12 protein-coding genes are annotated in these 14,752 nt (G+C 65.7%); 8 read left to right on the top strand and 4 right to left on the bottom strand.

What is annotated here, in order from left to right; genetic code table 11:
- Nucleotides 1–9: 9 nt before the first annotated feature.
- From AC3WMU_RS11840 to clsB, 8 genes are all read left to right on the top strand, one after another.
- A complete protein-coding gene (locus tag AC3WMU_RS11840) occupies nt 10–1,944 on the top strand; it encodes an iron-containing redox enzyme family protein (RefSeq protein WP_492282392.1) in 1,935 nt (644 codons plus the stop codon).
- Nucleotides 1,941–2,837: a DUF6999 family protein gene (locus AC3WMU_RS11845; RefSeq protein WP_492282393.1), complete on the top strand. Its 897-nt coding sequence runs from the start codon at nt 1,941–1,943 to the stop codon at nt 2,835–2,837. Before AC3WMU_RS11840 ends, AC3WMU_RS11845 begins: the two co-directional genes overlap by 4 nt.
- 157 nt (nt 2,838–2,994) lie before the next feature.
- Entirely contained in the window at nt 2,995–4,278 is a 1,284-nt protein-coding gene (locus AC3WMU_RS11850) for a putative Na+/H+ antiporter (protein ID WP_492282394.1), read from the top strand.
- Nucleotides 4,279–4,486: 208 nt separating this feature from the next.
- Nucleotides 4,487–4,804, top strand: a complete 318-nt coding sequence (locus AC3WMU_RS11855; RefSeq protein WP_006222934.1) for an FmdB family zinc ribbon protein — start codon at nt 4,487–4,489, stop codon at nt 4,802–4,804.
- A 15-nt stretch (nt 4,805–4,819) separates the two neighbouring features.
- Nucleotides 4,820–5,485 carry a DUF502 domain-containing protein gene (locus tag AC3WMU_RS11860; RefSeq protein ID WP_492282395.1) on the top strand — a complete coding sequence of 222 codons (666 nt, stop codon included), beginning with the start codon at nt 4,820–4,822 and terminating at the stop codon, nt 5,483–5,485.
- Nucleotides 5,486–5,525: 40 nt separating this feature from the next.
- Complete coding sequence (aspS, locus tag AC3WMU_RS11865) at nt 5,526–7,313, top strand: aspartate--tRNA ligase (RefSeq protein WP_006222932.1); 1,788 nt, start codon at nt 5,526–5,528, stop codon at nt 7,311–7,313.
- A 270-nt stretch (nt 7,314–7,583) separates the two neighbouring features.
- Nucleotides 7,584–8,450 carry an endonuclease/exonuclease/phosphatase family protein gene (locus AC3WMU_RS11870; RefSeq protein ID WP_006222931.1) on the top strand — a complete coding sequence of 289 codons (867 nt, stop codon included), beginning with the start codon at nt 7,584–7,586 and terminating at the stop codon, nt 8,448–8,450.
- A complete protein-coding gene (gene clsB, locus AC3WMU_RS11875; RefSeq protein WP_006222930.1) occupies nt 8,447–9,658 on the top strand; it encodes a cardiolipin synthase ClsB in 1,212 nt (403 codons plus the stop codon). Before AC3WMU_RS11870 ends, clsB begins: the two co-directional genes overlap by 4 nt.
- 22 nt (nt 9,659–9,680) lie before the next feature.
- Here clsB and AC3WMU_RS11880 read toward each other — a convergent pair whose 3' ends face one another.
- The 4 genes from AC3WMU_RS11880 to AC3WMU_RS11895 form a co-directional block, all read right to left on the bottom strand.
- The gene (locus AC3WMU_RS11880) at nt 9,681–10,550 is read right to left on the bottom strand and encodes a DMT family transporter (protein WP_006222929.1); all 870 of its coding nucleotides are present in this window, start codon (nt 10,548–10,550) and stop codon (nt 9,681–9,683) included.
- A 45-nt stretch (nt 10,551–10,595) separates the two neighbouring features.
- Nucleotides 10,596–11,948 (bottom strand): MFS transporter, encoded by a 1,353-nt coding sequence (locus tag AC3WMU_RS11885; protein ID WP_006222928.1) that lies wholly within the window; start codon nt 11,946–11,948, stop codon nt 10,596–10,598.
- Nucleotides 11,949–12,047: 99 nt separating this feature from the next.
- Nucleotides 12,048–12,617 carry an SRPBCC family protein gene (locus AC3WMU_RS11890; protein ID WP_006222927.1) on the bottom strand — a complete coding sequence of 190 codons (570 nt, stop codon included), beginning with the start codon at nt 12,615–12,617 and terminating at the stop codon, nt 12,048–12,050.
- A gap of 105 nt (nt 12,618–12,722) precedes the next feature.
- The gene (locus tag AC3WMU_RS11895; protein WP_492282396.1) at nt 12,723–14,714 is read right to left on the bottom strand and encodes an acyltransferase family protein; all 1,992 of its coding nucleotides are present in this window, start codon (nt 14,712–14,714) and stop codon (nt 12,723–12,725) included.
- Nucleotides 14,715–14,752: the final 38 nt, after the last annotated feature.

Raw genomic sequence — 14,752 nt, forward strand, 5'->3', positions numbered from 1 at the left:
ACCCGCCACATGCCTATCGCGTTCAATCGTGTCTACCTGGAGAGCGCCGGCTATTTCATGCCGGGCGAGCCCGTGTCCAACGACGCCATGGATAGCTACATCGCGCCATTGAACCGGATGTCCAGCCGCATCAAGAGCCGCATCCTGGCGGAGAACGGCATCAAGCACCGCTATTACGCCATCGATCCCGAAGGCGCCACCGTGTTCACCAACGCCCAGTTGGCCGCCAACGCGATCCGGGATTGCCTGCGGCGCAACGATAGCGATCTGTCGGCCGTATCGCTGTTGACCAGTGGCTCGTCCGGTGGCGACGCGTTGATGCCGGGCTTTTCGAACATGATCCAGGGCGAACTGGCCGCGCAGCCGATGGAGACGCTGTCGGTGCATGGCATCTGCGCCGCCGGCGTGTCGGCGATCCAGGCGGCCGCGCAAGGCGTGGAAATGGGCGGGCACGCCAGCGCCCTGGCCGTGGCCAGTGAGCTGCCGTCGCGGCTGTTCAAGCGTTCGCGCTTTGCGGCGCGCGGCTACGACGCGGATTTCGATGCGCACTTCCTGCGCTGGATGTTGTCGGACGGCGCGGGTGCGCTGCTGCTGGGCAATACCGGCCGCGCGCTGCCGGGCGCCTCCAGCGACGTGCGGCTCAAGCTGAAGTGGGTGCACCAGCGTTCGTTCTCGGGCGACTATCCGGTGTGCATGCAGCTGGGGCTGTCGGCCGACCGGCAGAAGGGCCACCTGGACTACCCGTCCTGGAACGAGGCCGAGGCCGACGGCGCGCTGTCCTTGCGTCAGGACATCCGGCTCTTGCCGCACCTGTTCGACATCGGCATCCACGAATACGCGAAACTGGTGCGCGACGGTTGGCTGGACCCGGACCAGGTGGATCACTTCCTGTGCCACTACTCGTCCGAAAAATTCATCCCGGTGGTCGAGGACCTGATGGAGAAGGCGGGCCTGGTGATCCCGCGCGAACGCTGGTTCAGCAACCTGGCGTGGCGCGGCAACACGGGCGCGGCATCCATCCTCATCATGCTGGCCGAATTCCTGGAGACGCGCGAGGTCAAGCCGGGCGAGCAGATCTTCTGCTACATCCCCGAGTCCGGCCGCTTCATGGCCGCCTACATGTTGCTGGAGGCCGAAGCCGTGCATGCGCCGCTAGCCGTCGCGGGCGCCAAGGCAGCGGGGGCGCCCGTGGCTGTGCGCGCGGACGCGCAAAGCGGCGACGCCGATGCGATCGCGCCGCCGCATGACCCCGACATGGCGCCGCAAGGGCTGGGCCAGTTGCTGACCGAGCTGGCCGCCATCTGGCACGACTACCGGTCGCGCGTCTGGCGCACGCCGGTGGTGCGCCGGTTGCGCAACCGCCAATTCCAGACGGCGGACTACCTGAACTGGATGGAAAACTGGGTTCCGCAGGTGCGCGAAGGCAGCAAGTGGATGCGCGAAGGCGCGGCTTCGCTTTCCGAGCAGTACGCGCCGTTGGCTGCGCTGATCGACATGCACGCGGGCGAAGAGCAGAACGATTTCCAGATCCTGTTCCAGGATTACCGCAACGCGGGCGGTACGGTGGACAACATCGATGCGCTGCGCCGCAACCCGGGCGGCGAGGCGCTGAACGCGTATCTGCACAGCCTGGCCGCCACGCGCGATCCGATCGGCCTGTTGGGCGCGATCTACATCATCGAAGGCACGGGCCAGCGCATCGTGCCCGCGCTGTTGCCGCTGCTGAAGGCCAGCCTGACGCTGCCGCCCGACGCCTTCCGCTTCCTGGAATACCACGGCCACAACGACGAGCACCATCTGGCGCGCTGGCTGTCGGCGGTGGAGCTGGCGCTGGACTGCGACGAGGATGGCCGCGCCGAGCAACGCATCGTGGATACCGCGCGCCGCACGGCCGCGCTGTACCTGATGCAGTTCCATCACGTGATGGAGGGCGACACGGCATGAGCAAGGAACCCGAATTCCTGACCCGCGCGCACGATCCGGCTGACCCCAGCCCGTGGCTGGCCTTGTACCTGGACCGCAGCACGCCCTTGCCGGACAAGGTGAAGAAGGCCTGGCTGACGGATTCCAGCTGCGCGTCGCGCCAGTACCTGCTGCCGTTCCTGCGGCCGCTGGCACGCGCCTTCATCATCCTGATCCAGGTGATCAAGACGTTCCTGCCGCGCCGCTGGTCGCATTCGAAGCTGCTGCACCGCATCCTGGCGCGGGGCCTCAAGCGCTTCGTGTCGCCCGAAGCCAACTGGCTGATCCTGCGGCACTTCCATCTGGGCGCGCAGGCGCTGGCGTTCATCGCCGCGAATTCGCCCGTGCCGATCACGACGCATCCGCTGGAACCGCTAGAGATCGACGACTTGAAGGACGAGCTGTTCGTCAAACACGACCTGAACCTCTTCAACTTCGTCATCCGGTTGAACCAGGCGCTGCGCGAGGCGGGCGTGGAAATGCACGCGCCGGAATCCGTCGATTTCTCGATGATCCAGGACCCGCCGCTCAAGCTCGAAGACATGCCGCAGGGCAAGCTGAACTTCCTGGACCTGCAAAGCGCCATCGAACTGTTCACGCCGCTGTATCAGCTGATGCTGACCGATAACGATTTCTGGCGCGCGTGCAATTCGCTGCAGCTGGACGAAACCATCGGCATCTACGCCGCCAAATTGCTGGGCGCGCCGCAGCATCTGATCCTGGTCAACAACAGCCATCCGCTGGTGCCCATGTCGACATTGCGCGCGGGCTACCGCCTGGTGTTGCACGGCTTGTCGACGGAAATGCTGCACAGCTTGCTGATGGAGATGAAGGCGGCGCAACAGGGGGCGGAGCCGCCGGCGCCGATTGCCTAGCAATACGTGCACAACAGGGCGCAACTTGGTGTAGACCCTGCGTTACAGGGGAAAAAGCCTGCGCTATATTGCGTCCCTTGTTCGGCGAGCGGCGCCGGACCGCGTTCGCATCGCGTGATTCTCCGTTGCGTGAGTCTTGATTCCGGAAGTGCCTCTTATGCCTCAGCCTATTGAAGTCATCGCCACCGTTCTATTCGCCGTGGCGGTTCTTCACACGTTCTCGGTGCCAGTTTTTGCGCGTCTGGCGCATCGTGGCGGACCGCATGCGGGCTTCTGGCATCTGTTCTCTGAAGTGGAAGCCGTGTTCGGCGTGTGGGCCTTCGCGCTGATCGTGACCATGGCCGCGCTGTCGGGCCCGGCCAGCGCCATCAACTACATGGACACGCGCAACTTCACCGAGCCGCTGTTCGTCTTCGTGATCATGGTGGTTGCGGCCAGCCGGCCGATTCTGGAAATGGTGGGGCTGATCGTGCGCATCGTGGCGCGCTTGCTGCCGCTGCCGCGCGAACTGGCCACGTTCTTCGTCGTGATGGCGCTGGTGCCGCTGGGCGGCTCGTTTATCACCGAGCCGGCCGCCATGACGTTGGCCGCCATCCTGTTGCGCGACGCCTATTTCCGCACGAGCGGCCGCGCGGGCTTCAAGTACCTGACGCTGGGCGTACTGTTCGTGAACGTGTCGATTGGCGGGGTGCTGACGTCCTACGCCGCGCCGCCCGTGCTGATGGTGGCGTCCACGTTTGGCTGGGATTCGACCTTCATGGTGCAGCACTTCGGCTGGCGCGCGGCCATTGCCGTCTGCCTGAATGCTGGCCTGTTGACCTTCATCTGCCGCAAGGCGCTGATGGAACGCTCGGTGGGCACGGGCGGGGGCGTGGACGCGCCGGAAGGGGCGGATTCGCGTCCCCCGGTGCCGGCCATCGTCATCCTGGTGCACCTGGTGTTCCTCGTGGCCGTGGTGCTGACCGCGCACCATCCGGCGATCTTCCTGGGCCTGCTGATGATGTTCATCGGCTTCTCGGAAGCCTACAAGCGTCACCAGAACCGCCTGCTGATCAAGGAAGGCCTGATGGTGGGCTTCTTCCTGGCCGGGCTGGTGGTGCTGGGCGGCCTGCAGAAATGGTGGTTGCAGGATTTGCTGGGCGGGCTCGAACCCTTTGTGCTGTTCTGGGGCGCGACCGCGCTGACGGCCATCACCGACAACGCGGCGCTGACCTACCTGGGATCGCTGGTGGAAGGCACCAACGAGGCGTGGCGCTACATGCTGGTGGCCGGCGCGGTGACGGGGGGCGGGCTGACCGTGATCGCCAATGCGCCAAACCCCGCGGGTTTCGCCATCCTGAAGAACCACTTCCCGGACGGCAGCATTTCGTCTGGCCGGCTGTTCCTGTCCGCCCTGGGGCCGACCCTGGTGGCGGCCGTGATGTTCCTGCTTCCCGTCTAGGGGGAACGGCGCCGCCGCGCCCGGGGACGGCCCCCGGGACGGCGCTTGCCGCCCGCCCGGCGGGCCGGACACCGACGGTTCATGAAAAACCGCTAAAATTCAAGACTTTCCCCGTATTTTTTCCGGCCTTGCCCACCCGCCGCCCCGGACGCCCTCGTCCGGCGACTGACGGCTTTTGATTTGCCGGGCCCGCGCCTGGGAGCCCTTGATGCCCATCTACGCTTATAAGTGCAGCGCCTGCGGCCATGCCAAAGACGTTCTGCAGAAGATTTCCGATGCGCCGCTTTCGGTTTGCCCCGAATGCGGCCAAAGCACGTTTTCCAAGCAGGTGACCGCGGCTGGATTCCAGCTCAAGGGTTCCGGCTGGTACGTCACCGATTTCCGCGGCAACGGTTCGGGCGGCGCTGCGCCGACCAGCACGCCGGCCCCGTCGGACAGCGCCGCGCCCGCTGCGGCGCCGGCGGCTTCGGCGCCTGCCGCAGCCCCCGCCACCCCCGCGCCGGCTGGCGGAACCCCCGCCGCCTAGGCCTACGCGATGCGGATGCGCCTGATCAAAAAGTACTTCATCACCGGCCTGCTGATCTGGGTTCCCCTGGTCATCACGGTGTGGGTGCTGGGTTTGCTGGTCGCCACCCTGGAAGGGTTCGTGCCTGGCTTTCTGTCGTCCGAATCGCTGTTCGGCATCGACATCCCCGGCTTCCGCTTCGTCCTGGTCATCGTGGTGGTACTGTTGACCGGCGTCTTCGCGGCCAACTTGATCGGTCGTACCATGGTGGACCAGTGGGAGACCCTGCTGGGCCGCATCCCGCTCGTGCGCTCGATCTACAACTCGGTCAAGCAGGTCAGCGATACGGTGCTTGCCCCGAACGGCCAAGCGTTCCGCCGCGCGGTGCTCGTGCAATACCCGCGCGCGGGCTCCTGGACCATTGCTTTTGTCACCGGCACGCCCAGCGGTGAAGTGGCCGGCCTGATGCCAGGTGACCACATCAGCGTGTATGTGCCGACGACGCCGAACCCCACGTCCGGCTTCTTCCTGATGATGCCTCGCACTGAAGTGATTGATCTTCAGATGAGCGTGGACGCGGCTTTGAAGTACATCGTTTCCATGGGCGTGGTCGCCCCGGCCCAGGCGCTCGCGCCCGAGGACCGGCCGGCCCCGCTCTCTCCGGCGCCTGGCGTGCAAGACGCGCCTCGCGCCGATTCGTAACCCTTACGCTCAAACTAAGCACACAACGGAGTCATCCCGCATGCGTACCTGCTACACCGGCCAGGTTTGCCGTGACCATCTCGGCCAGACCGTCACCCTGTACGGCTGGGTGAACCGCCGCCGCGACCACGGCGGGGTCATCTTCATCGACTTGCGCGACCGCGCGGGCCTGGCCCAGATCGTGTTCGATCCGGACAACGCCGCCTTCGCCACCGCCGAGCGCCTGCGCAACGAATTCTGCGTCCGCGTCACCGGCCTCGTGCGCGAACGTCCGGCTGGCACCGCGAACAGCGAACTGGCCTCGGGCGAAATCGAAGTGCTGTGCAAGGAAGTCGAAATCCTGAACGCGTCGGTCACGCCGCCGTTCCAGCTGGACGACGACAACTTGTCGGAAACGACCCGCCTGACGCACCGCGTGCTGGACCTGCGCCGCCCGCAGATGCAGCGCAACCTGATGCTGCGCTACCGCGTGTCGATCGAAACGCGCAAGTTCCTGGATCAGCTGGGCTTCATCGATATCGAAACCCCGATGCTGGCCAAGAGCACGCCCGAAGGCGCGCGCGACTACCTGGTGCCCTCGCGTGTGAACGCCGGCCACTTCTTCGCGCTGCCGCAATCGCCGCAGCTGTTCAAGCAGATGCTGATGGTGTCGGGCTTTGACCGCTACTACCAGATCACCAAGTGCTTCCGCGACGAAGACCTGCGCGCTGACCGTCAGCCCGAATTCACCCAGATCGACTGCGAAACCTCGTTCCTGAACGAGTTCGAGATCCGTGAAATCTTCGAAAACCTGATCCGCCACGTGTTCAAGGTGGTGCAGGGCGTCGACCTGGCGTCGCCGTTCCCCATCATGCCGTGGACGGAAGCGATGCGCCGCTACGGTTCGGACAAGCCGGACCTGCGTGTGAAGCTCGAATTCACCGACATCACCGACGTGATGCGCGATGTGGACTTCAAGGTGTTCGCCGCCGCCGCCACGGCGCCCGGCAGCCGCGTGGTCGCCCTGCGCGTGCCCGGTGGCGCGGAAATGTCCCGTAGCGAAATCGATGCCTACACGCAGTTCGTCGGCATCTACGGCGCCAAGGGCCTGGCCTACATCAAGGTCAACGAAGTGGCCAAGGGCCGTGACGGCCTGCAATCGCCCATCGTCAAGAACCTGCACGACGCTGCGCTGGCTGAACTGGTCAAGCGTACCGGCGCGCAAGACGGCGACATCATTTTCTTCGGCGCGGATCGCGAGAAGGTCGTCAACGACGCCATCGGCGCGCTGCGCGTGAAGATCGGCCACAGCGAATTCGGCAAGAAGACCGGCCTGTTCGAAGCCGGTTGGCAGCCGCTGTGGGTGGTCGACTTCCCGATGTTCGAATACGACGAGGAAGACGGCCGCTACACCGCCGCCCACCACCCGTTCACCAGCCCGAAGGATGGCCACGAAGACTTCCTGGAAACCGATCCCAGCAAGGCGTTCGCCAAGGCCTACGACATGGTGCTGAACGGTTGGGAAATCGGCGGCGGCTCGGTCCGTATCCACCGCGAAGAAGTCCAGAGCAAGGTGTTCCGCGCGCTGAAGATCGGCGCCGAGGAAGCCCGCGAGAAGTTCGGCTACCTGCTGGATGCGCTGCAATACGGCGCGCCGCCGCACGGCGGCATCGCCTTCGGCCTGGACCGTATCGTTACGATGATGACCGGCGCCGAATCGATCCGCGACGTGATCGCCTTCCCGAAGACGCAGCGCGCGCAGGATCTGCTGACGCAAGCGCCGTCGGAAGTCGATGAAAAGCAACTGCGCGAATTGCACATTCGGTTGCGTAACGTCGAAACGAAGTAATCCCCCCGGAGGCGCCGGGGCGCCTCCCCCCCAGGGGGGCGCCTCGCGGGACCGGCGGAGCCGGATCCTCGGCGGCCCGGATTGTGCGGCGGCACTTGCTTGCGGTGTGTTGCGTTGCTTTTGTGGCGTCGCTGCTCGTTGGTGTTCTGTTGCGGCAAGGGTTCGCTGAATTGGAGTAATCTGGCAAACGTCGCTTTCCGGCGGTGCTTGCCAGAGTCGCTCTTGGGCCTGGCTAGTGGTTCCTCTGCTTTCAAAGGCGCCATCGCTTTTATGTCGCTCATCCGTGTCGTCAGCTACAACATCCACAAGGGCCGTTCGGCATTGGGCCGGCGCGACTCCCTGAATGAACTGCGCTTAGGGCTTTACGGCCTGCGCCCCGACCTGGTCTTCCTGCAGGAAGTCCAAGGCCGCAACGAGCAGAAATCCCTGCTCGATGCCCAACACGAATCCCTTGCCGCCGCCTTGCGGCTGGATGTGGCCTATGGCCGCAACGCCATCCGCCACGCGACGGACCATGGCAACGCGTTGCTGTCGCGCTTTCCCATTCTTGACCACGAAAACCTGGACATCTCCGACCATCGGCTGGAGCAACGCGGCCTGCTGCATGCGCGCGTCGAGCTCGATGGCCGAGCGGTGCATTGCTTCGTGGTGCACTTGGGCCTGTTCGCCGGCAGCCGCACCCGCCAGGTCCTGGCGTTGACCGAGCGTATCCGGCGCATGGTGCCGGACGGCGAGCCCATCCTGATCGCGGGCGACTTCAACGACTGGAACGACCGGCTTGCGCCGCTGTTTGTGCAGCAGCTTGGCCTATACGAAGTGTTCTCGCATGCACCGCGTAGCCATGGCGGTGAATTGCCGCGCCTGCGTGATTCCGTCAAACGGCTGAGCAATGCGCTGCGGGGTCTGCCCAATAGCGGCCTGTCCGTCATGGAACGCAACAATCAGCTGGGCATGGAGGGCAGTTCGCGGCTGCTGCTGCCGCCGCCCCGGACCTTCCCGGCCGTGTTCCCGTGGTTCCGTCTGGACCGCATCTACCAGCGCGGCTTCGCCGTGCGCAGCGCACGTGTGCTGCGCGGCCGCGAATGGGCGCGGCTATCCGATCACTCTCCGTTGCTGGCCGAACTGGAACTCCCGTGAAGGCCGAGCAGGTCAAGCTGGAATGGACCGACGGCAACAGCATCCGCCTGTTGCAGAACGGCGCCGACTTCTTTCCCGCGCTGTGCGCGGCCATCGATGCCGCCCAGTTCAGCGTGCATCTGGAAACCTATATCTTCATGCTGGACCGCACCGGGTTGCGGGTGCTGGAATGCCTGACCGCGGCAGCCCGCCGTGGGGTGAAGGTGCGTGTCGTGCTGGATGGCTTCGGCAGCGCGATGAACGTCGACGCCGTACGCGCAAGGCTGCTTGAAGCCGGCGCGCAATGCCGCATTTTCCGGCCCGAACCGCGGTGGTTCGCACGCCTGATCCCGTCTCGTAGCCGCTTGCGACGGCTGCATCGGAAGGTCACTATCGTGGATGGACGCGTCGCGTTCATCGGCGGCATCAACGTCATCGACGACTACGACGATCTGGACCCCACGGACGGCATCGCGGCGCCGCGCTTCGACTTCGCCGTGCAGGTGGAAGGGCCGCTGGTCACCGATGCGGCCTACGCGCAAGACCTGCTGTGGGTGCGCTTGAACTGGGCGCGCCTGCGGCGCCATCCGCGCGACTGGAACCGCATGCGGCTGACTAAGCCGCACCATGCCCCTGTCGCCCCATGCGGCACGTTGCGGGCGGCGCTGGTGTTGCGCGACAACCTGCGCTACCGGCAGACGTTCGAACGCGCCTACCTGTACGGCATCACGCAGGCGCGCCGCGACATCCTGATCGCCAACGCGTACTTCTTTCCGGGCCGCCAGTTCCGCCGTGCGCTGGCAAAAGCCGCCGCCCGCGGCGTGCGGGTACGGCTGCTGCTGCAAGGCAAGGTCGAATACCGCATGCAGTACCACGCCACCCGCTCGCTGTATGACCAGCTGCTGCGCGACGGTATCGAGATCTATGAATACATGCCGAGCTACCTGCACGCCAAGGTCGCGGTGATCGACAACGTGGCTACCGTGGGCTCGTCCAACCTGGACCCCTTCAGCCTGCTGCTGGCGCGCGAGGCCAACGTCGTCGTGGACGACCAGCCCTTCGCCTGGGACTTGCAGGAGCGCCTGGAGACGGCCATCCGAGACGGCGGCCACTTCATCCGCCCGCTGGAATACCAGCGCCGCGGCTGGGTGCGGCGCTGGGTGGATGCGGCGTCCTACACCCTGCTGCGCATCGGTGTGGCGCTGACGGGTACGTCGGATAAGTACTAAGCGCGCGTCTCAAGCGCGAGGTTCACACGCGCCGCTTGATCAGCCCCAGCGCCAGGGCGGTGCCCACCAGGATGATGGCGGCGCCCACCGCGATGGACGGCGTGATGCGCTCGTCCAGGAACCACGCGCCCCACACCACGCCGAAGATCGGCACCAGGAAGGTCACGCTGACGGCGCCGGTCGGGCCGACGTTGGCGATCAGGCGGAAGAAGATGATGTAGGCCGCGCCGGTGCACACGACAGCCAGCAGGATCGTGGAGATCCACGCCGCCATCGAGGCGGGCGTTTCCGGCCAGGCGGAGATGGCCAGCGGCAGCAGCACGAGCGACGCGGCGATCATGCTGCCGGTGGCGCTGGCCAGGGCGTCCACGCCGGTCAGGAAGCGCTTGGTCCAGTTTGCGGCGATGCCGTAGAAGATGGGCGCCGACACGGCGGCCAGCACCGCCGGCCCCGTGCCGCCCGCCTGGAAGTTCAGCTTGTCCCACACCAGCACGATAATGCCCAGGAACCCGATCATCAGGCCCAGCGAACGCATCCATGGCAGCCTGTCCTTCAGCCAAAGCCATCCGACGACCGCGCCCCAGACGGGGGTGACCGCGTTGGCCACCGACAGGAAGCCGGCGCCCAGGGATTGGGCCGCGTAGGCGTACAGCAGGAAAGGTATGGCGGCGTTCAGGGTGCCAACCACCAGCAGCGCCTTCCAGTGCCGGGCGATCACCGGCAGCTTGCCGCGCCACATCGCCGCGGGCAGCAGGAACAGCGCGGCCAGGCCGACACGAAGCTCGATCAGCGCGATCGGACCGAAATCGCCGACGGCGACGCGCATGAACAGGAAGGAGCCGCCCCAGACCGCCGCAAGCAGCAGCAGGTCCAGCAGATTGCGTTGACGCATGGTTTGTCTCGGGTTTGCCTTTAGGGGGCGTGTCTGGGCTTGCGCCTATTTCCGGCTAGTGACCAGATTCTTCATCTTGACCCGATACGCCAGTAGCGCACAGGCCAATGAAAGGACGATACATAGGACGAGCCCGGCCCGCACTCCGTTTAGTACCGTGCTGTGGGAAATGATGATGCCCACCACGGCCGTGCCCAGGGCGCTGCCAATGGCGCGGGTGGTCTGCACCAGCGCCGAGGCCACGCCCACGTCGCGGCGTTCGCTCAGCATCTGCATGAAGAGCGTCAGGTTGGGCAACAGGAAGCCCAGTGCGCAGCCATTGACGAAGAAGGCGGCCAGGATCCACCAGGCGGAGGTGCCCGGAGAAATCAGCAGCACCATCAGCGTGCCGGCGGCCAGCAGCAGTCCGCCGAACACCATCAGGCGCTGCGGCTCGGTCTGCTTGGGGAACAGCCGCCCGTTGACGATGCTGCCGACCGAGATCGCCGCGACCAACGGGGTCAGCAGCAGGCCGGCCTCGCTGGGCGTATAGCCCAGCACCTGCTGCAGCAGCAGGGGGCTGTAGAAGATCAGCACGAACATCACCGCGCCGACCATCATCGCGGCCAGGTTCAGCAGCTGGGAATCGCCGCCGGCCAGGACGCGCAGCGGAAAGATGGGTGATTTCACACGGCGTTCGGTGGGGATCAGGATGGCGATGGCGGCCACGCCGATCAGGGCGAGGATGCCCCCCAGCAGCGGGTGCGCGTGTTCGCCGCGCGCAAACGCCAGCTCCAGGGCTGCCAGCGGCGCGCCGACGGCCAGCACCAGCAGGATGGCGCCCAACCAGTCGATCCGGCGGCTGCCGTCATGAATGGGGCGGATGCGGGGGAAGTAGCGCGCCAGCAGGAAGAAGGCGCCGGCCGCCGCGATCGGGGAAATGAAGAACGCCGCGCGCCAACCCAGCGCCTGCGTGGCCGCACCGCCCAGCACAGGGCCAATGCCGCTGGCCATGGCGAAGGCGGCGGACACCAGCGCCATCCAGCGCACGCGCTGCTTGGCGTCGGGAAACAGGTCGGCGGGCGCCGCAAACGCGGTGGCGATCATCATGCCGCCGCCGATCCCTTGCAAGGTCCGGAACACGATCAGCTGGGTCATGGACTGCGCCAGTCCACAGGCGATGGACCCCAGCGCGATGATCAGCACTGAGACCAGCATCAGCGGCTTGCGGCCAAACATGTCGCCCAGGCGGCCGAAGATCAGGATGGAGGCCGCGGTGGCCAGCAGGTAGCCGGTGCCGACCCAGGCGTAGAGGGCCATGCCGTTCAGCGCTTCGGCCACGCGCGGCAGCGTTGTGCTGATGATGGTGGAATCCAGCGCGGCAAGCACCACGGTCGCCGACACCCCCGCCATGGCCATCAAGAGGTCCCTGCGGGAGTGGGCGGGGTCGGTGGCTGGCGGGGTCGGTGATGGCGGCGGCGTCATGCCGCCTAGGATATCACCGGCCCACTAGGGTTTTCACTTGTAGAACGAGTGGTAACCCCAGAATACCGCGACGACCAGCAGCACCAGCACCCACGACCAGCGCGAATTGGACAGTCCGCGGGGTTCGGGCTCGGGGGGAGGGGGCGGCGGCGCCACGCGGGGTTGTTTGGCCATGTGGTCGATAAAGGCCGCGAAGAACTTCTGGATGATCTTGTCGCCGGCTTTCAGCAGCAGGCCTTCGCCGCATTCGGCCAATTTGCCGCCCGCCATGCCGGCCACGGTGTAGGCCACGCGGGTGCCCTGGTCTTTGGTGCTGAGGTTGACCTGGGCGGTGCCGATGGCCAGGCAGGCGGCGCGGCCTTTGCCTTCGAACACCAGGGTACAACTGTCGGGGGCATTGACGTCAGAGAGCAGGATCTCGCCCTCGTAGTCGGTATCGATCCCCGCGATATTGGCTCGAAGGGTGACGGCATACTCGGTCGGGCTGCGCATCGCGACTTCCACGCAGCCCGGTATGCATTTCTGCAACACTCTCGGGTCGGTCAACGCATCCCATGTCTGGTGCTGCGTCGAAGGAATCCATTGGGCATCGGCAATGCGCATGGCTGTCTCCTTATGCCTGTCGTTGTGAACCTATTCTCGCTCCAATTTCGGGCAGATGCCAGTATTGGCTGCCGCGGCCGGGTATCGGCCACGGGCAAGGGGACACTAGGGCAGGGGCTGGAAGACGGGGACGAGGGCCTCGCGGAAGCGGCGCGTGCCCGCATCGGTCAGATGGTGCTTGTCGCGGTACAGCGTGCGGCCATGGTCGGCGACCAGGCAGCCGGGAGCGGAACAAAGCAGTGCGGCGGGATCCAGGACGGTGAAGCCATATTTGGTTCTCAGCGCCTCGATATCTGCGTTCACGGCCTGTTGCCGCAGCTGGTGCTGGGCCAAGGTGGGACCGTAAACCGCTTCGCCGCCGTGCCGCAGGCTTTCGATCACCTTGCCGTATGGGGTGCGGTCCGATGGCAGCTCCGGTACGTCCAAAACCAGATCGATTGTCTTTCCAGCCTTCGACAGCCGCGCCAGGGTACGGTCCAGGCCCGTGTAGAAGAGCGAACGGCCGGGTTCGGCCTGGCCGTCGCGCAGTTCAGTCACCGTTTCCGCGGCGTCGGTCCAGTAGCCGGCGATGACAATGCGTTTGATCGGCGAACGCACCAGATAGTCCAGCGCGGCATCGGTGATATCCACGCATTCCCGGCGGGTCGGCGGCACGACCCCAGCCAAGGGGACGCAGCTGGAATAGGTCAGGCCGATGCCGGGTTGCTGCTGTTCGTAGGCAAGGACGTCCAGGGCCGATGTCCACATCCGGGCGTGTGAATCTCCAAGGATCGCGAAGGCGGGCGCGCCTGCGTCCGCATCGCCCAACGCGCAGCCGCCTTTGCCGTCGCGGATTGTCTGCAGCGAGGGATTGCCTTCGCATCGGGCGCCCGGCGTAGCCAGCGTGTCGGCGCCCAGCGTGATGATGGCTTGCGGCAGCGGCTGCGCGAACGGCTGGCCGGCTTCGCCGACGCGCTGCGCTCCATATCCCAATGCCCAGCACGCAACCAGGGCGAATGCCGCCCAAGCCAGCGTGCGGCGTTCGGCGAGGGCGTCACCGCCAGCGGCGCGGAACGGCCGTTCAATCCAGCGCCAGGACGCCCAGGACGCCACGAGGATGACCCCTAGCAGCCACCAGACCGGTACCGGTGGTAGCCCCCAGGCATACCACCCTGTGGACCGCATGAGCACAAGCAGAGGCCAATGCCACAGGTACAGGGAATAGGAAATCAGTCCGATGAAGACAATGGGGCGAAAGCTCAGCATGCGGCTTACCCAGCTGCCGCCCGGGCGGGCGCCGGAATAGATGATCAGCAAGGCCCCCAGGCACGGTGCCAGCGCGTTCAGCCCCGGAAAGACGGTTTTTCCCGTATAGGCAAAGACGCTCCAGAGGATGAGGCAAAGGCCAAGCGTGCCCGCGATCTGCGCCATGGCGGCGCTGCGCGGTACCCCTTTGCCCCGCTGAGTGCTTGACGCCAGCAAGCTGCCCAGCAGCAATTCCCAGGCGCGCGTCGGCAACAGATAGAAGGCGCCGGCGGGGTCGCGCGCCAGCATCCATTGGCTGAGGCCGAGCGACGCCAGCAGCAGGGTCCACAGCAGCGCTTCCCGGCCATGCCCTTGCCTGTCGCTGTGACGGCCCAGCCAGAAACACAGCGCCAGCAGGCCGGGCACGACTACGTAGAACTGTTCCTCGACTGCCAGCGACCAAGTGTGGAGCAAGGGCTGGTTCGACAGCGCATTCTGCTGCCAGTAATCGTTCTGCGTGTGCCAGAACAAGTGGTTCGAGAAAAAGTAGGCGACGCGTTGCGTGGCTCGGCCGACTTCCGTCAATTCGCCGGGCAGCAACAGGAAGACGCTGGCCAGCAAGGTGAACGCCACGGTCGCCAGGAGCGCAGGGAAAATGCGCCGCACCCGCCGCACGTAGAAATGGCGCAGCGAAAACCGCTGTGCGGCGAAATCCTGCAACAGCAGCAGCGTGATCAGGTAGCCAGAGATGACAAAGAAAACGTCCACCCCGACAAAGCCGCCGTGGAACGGATTGATGTCGGCATGGAACAGCACGACAGGCAGCACGGCCAGCGCGCGCAGGCCGTCGATATCTGGGCGGTACTTGATCACGGGAGTGTCATTGAGCGTGCGTAAATCAGCATTCGATT

The sequence above is a fragment of the Achromobacter sp. FW305-C-13 genome (assembly GCF_058783475.1).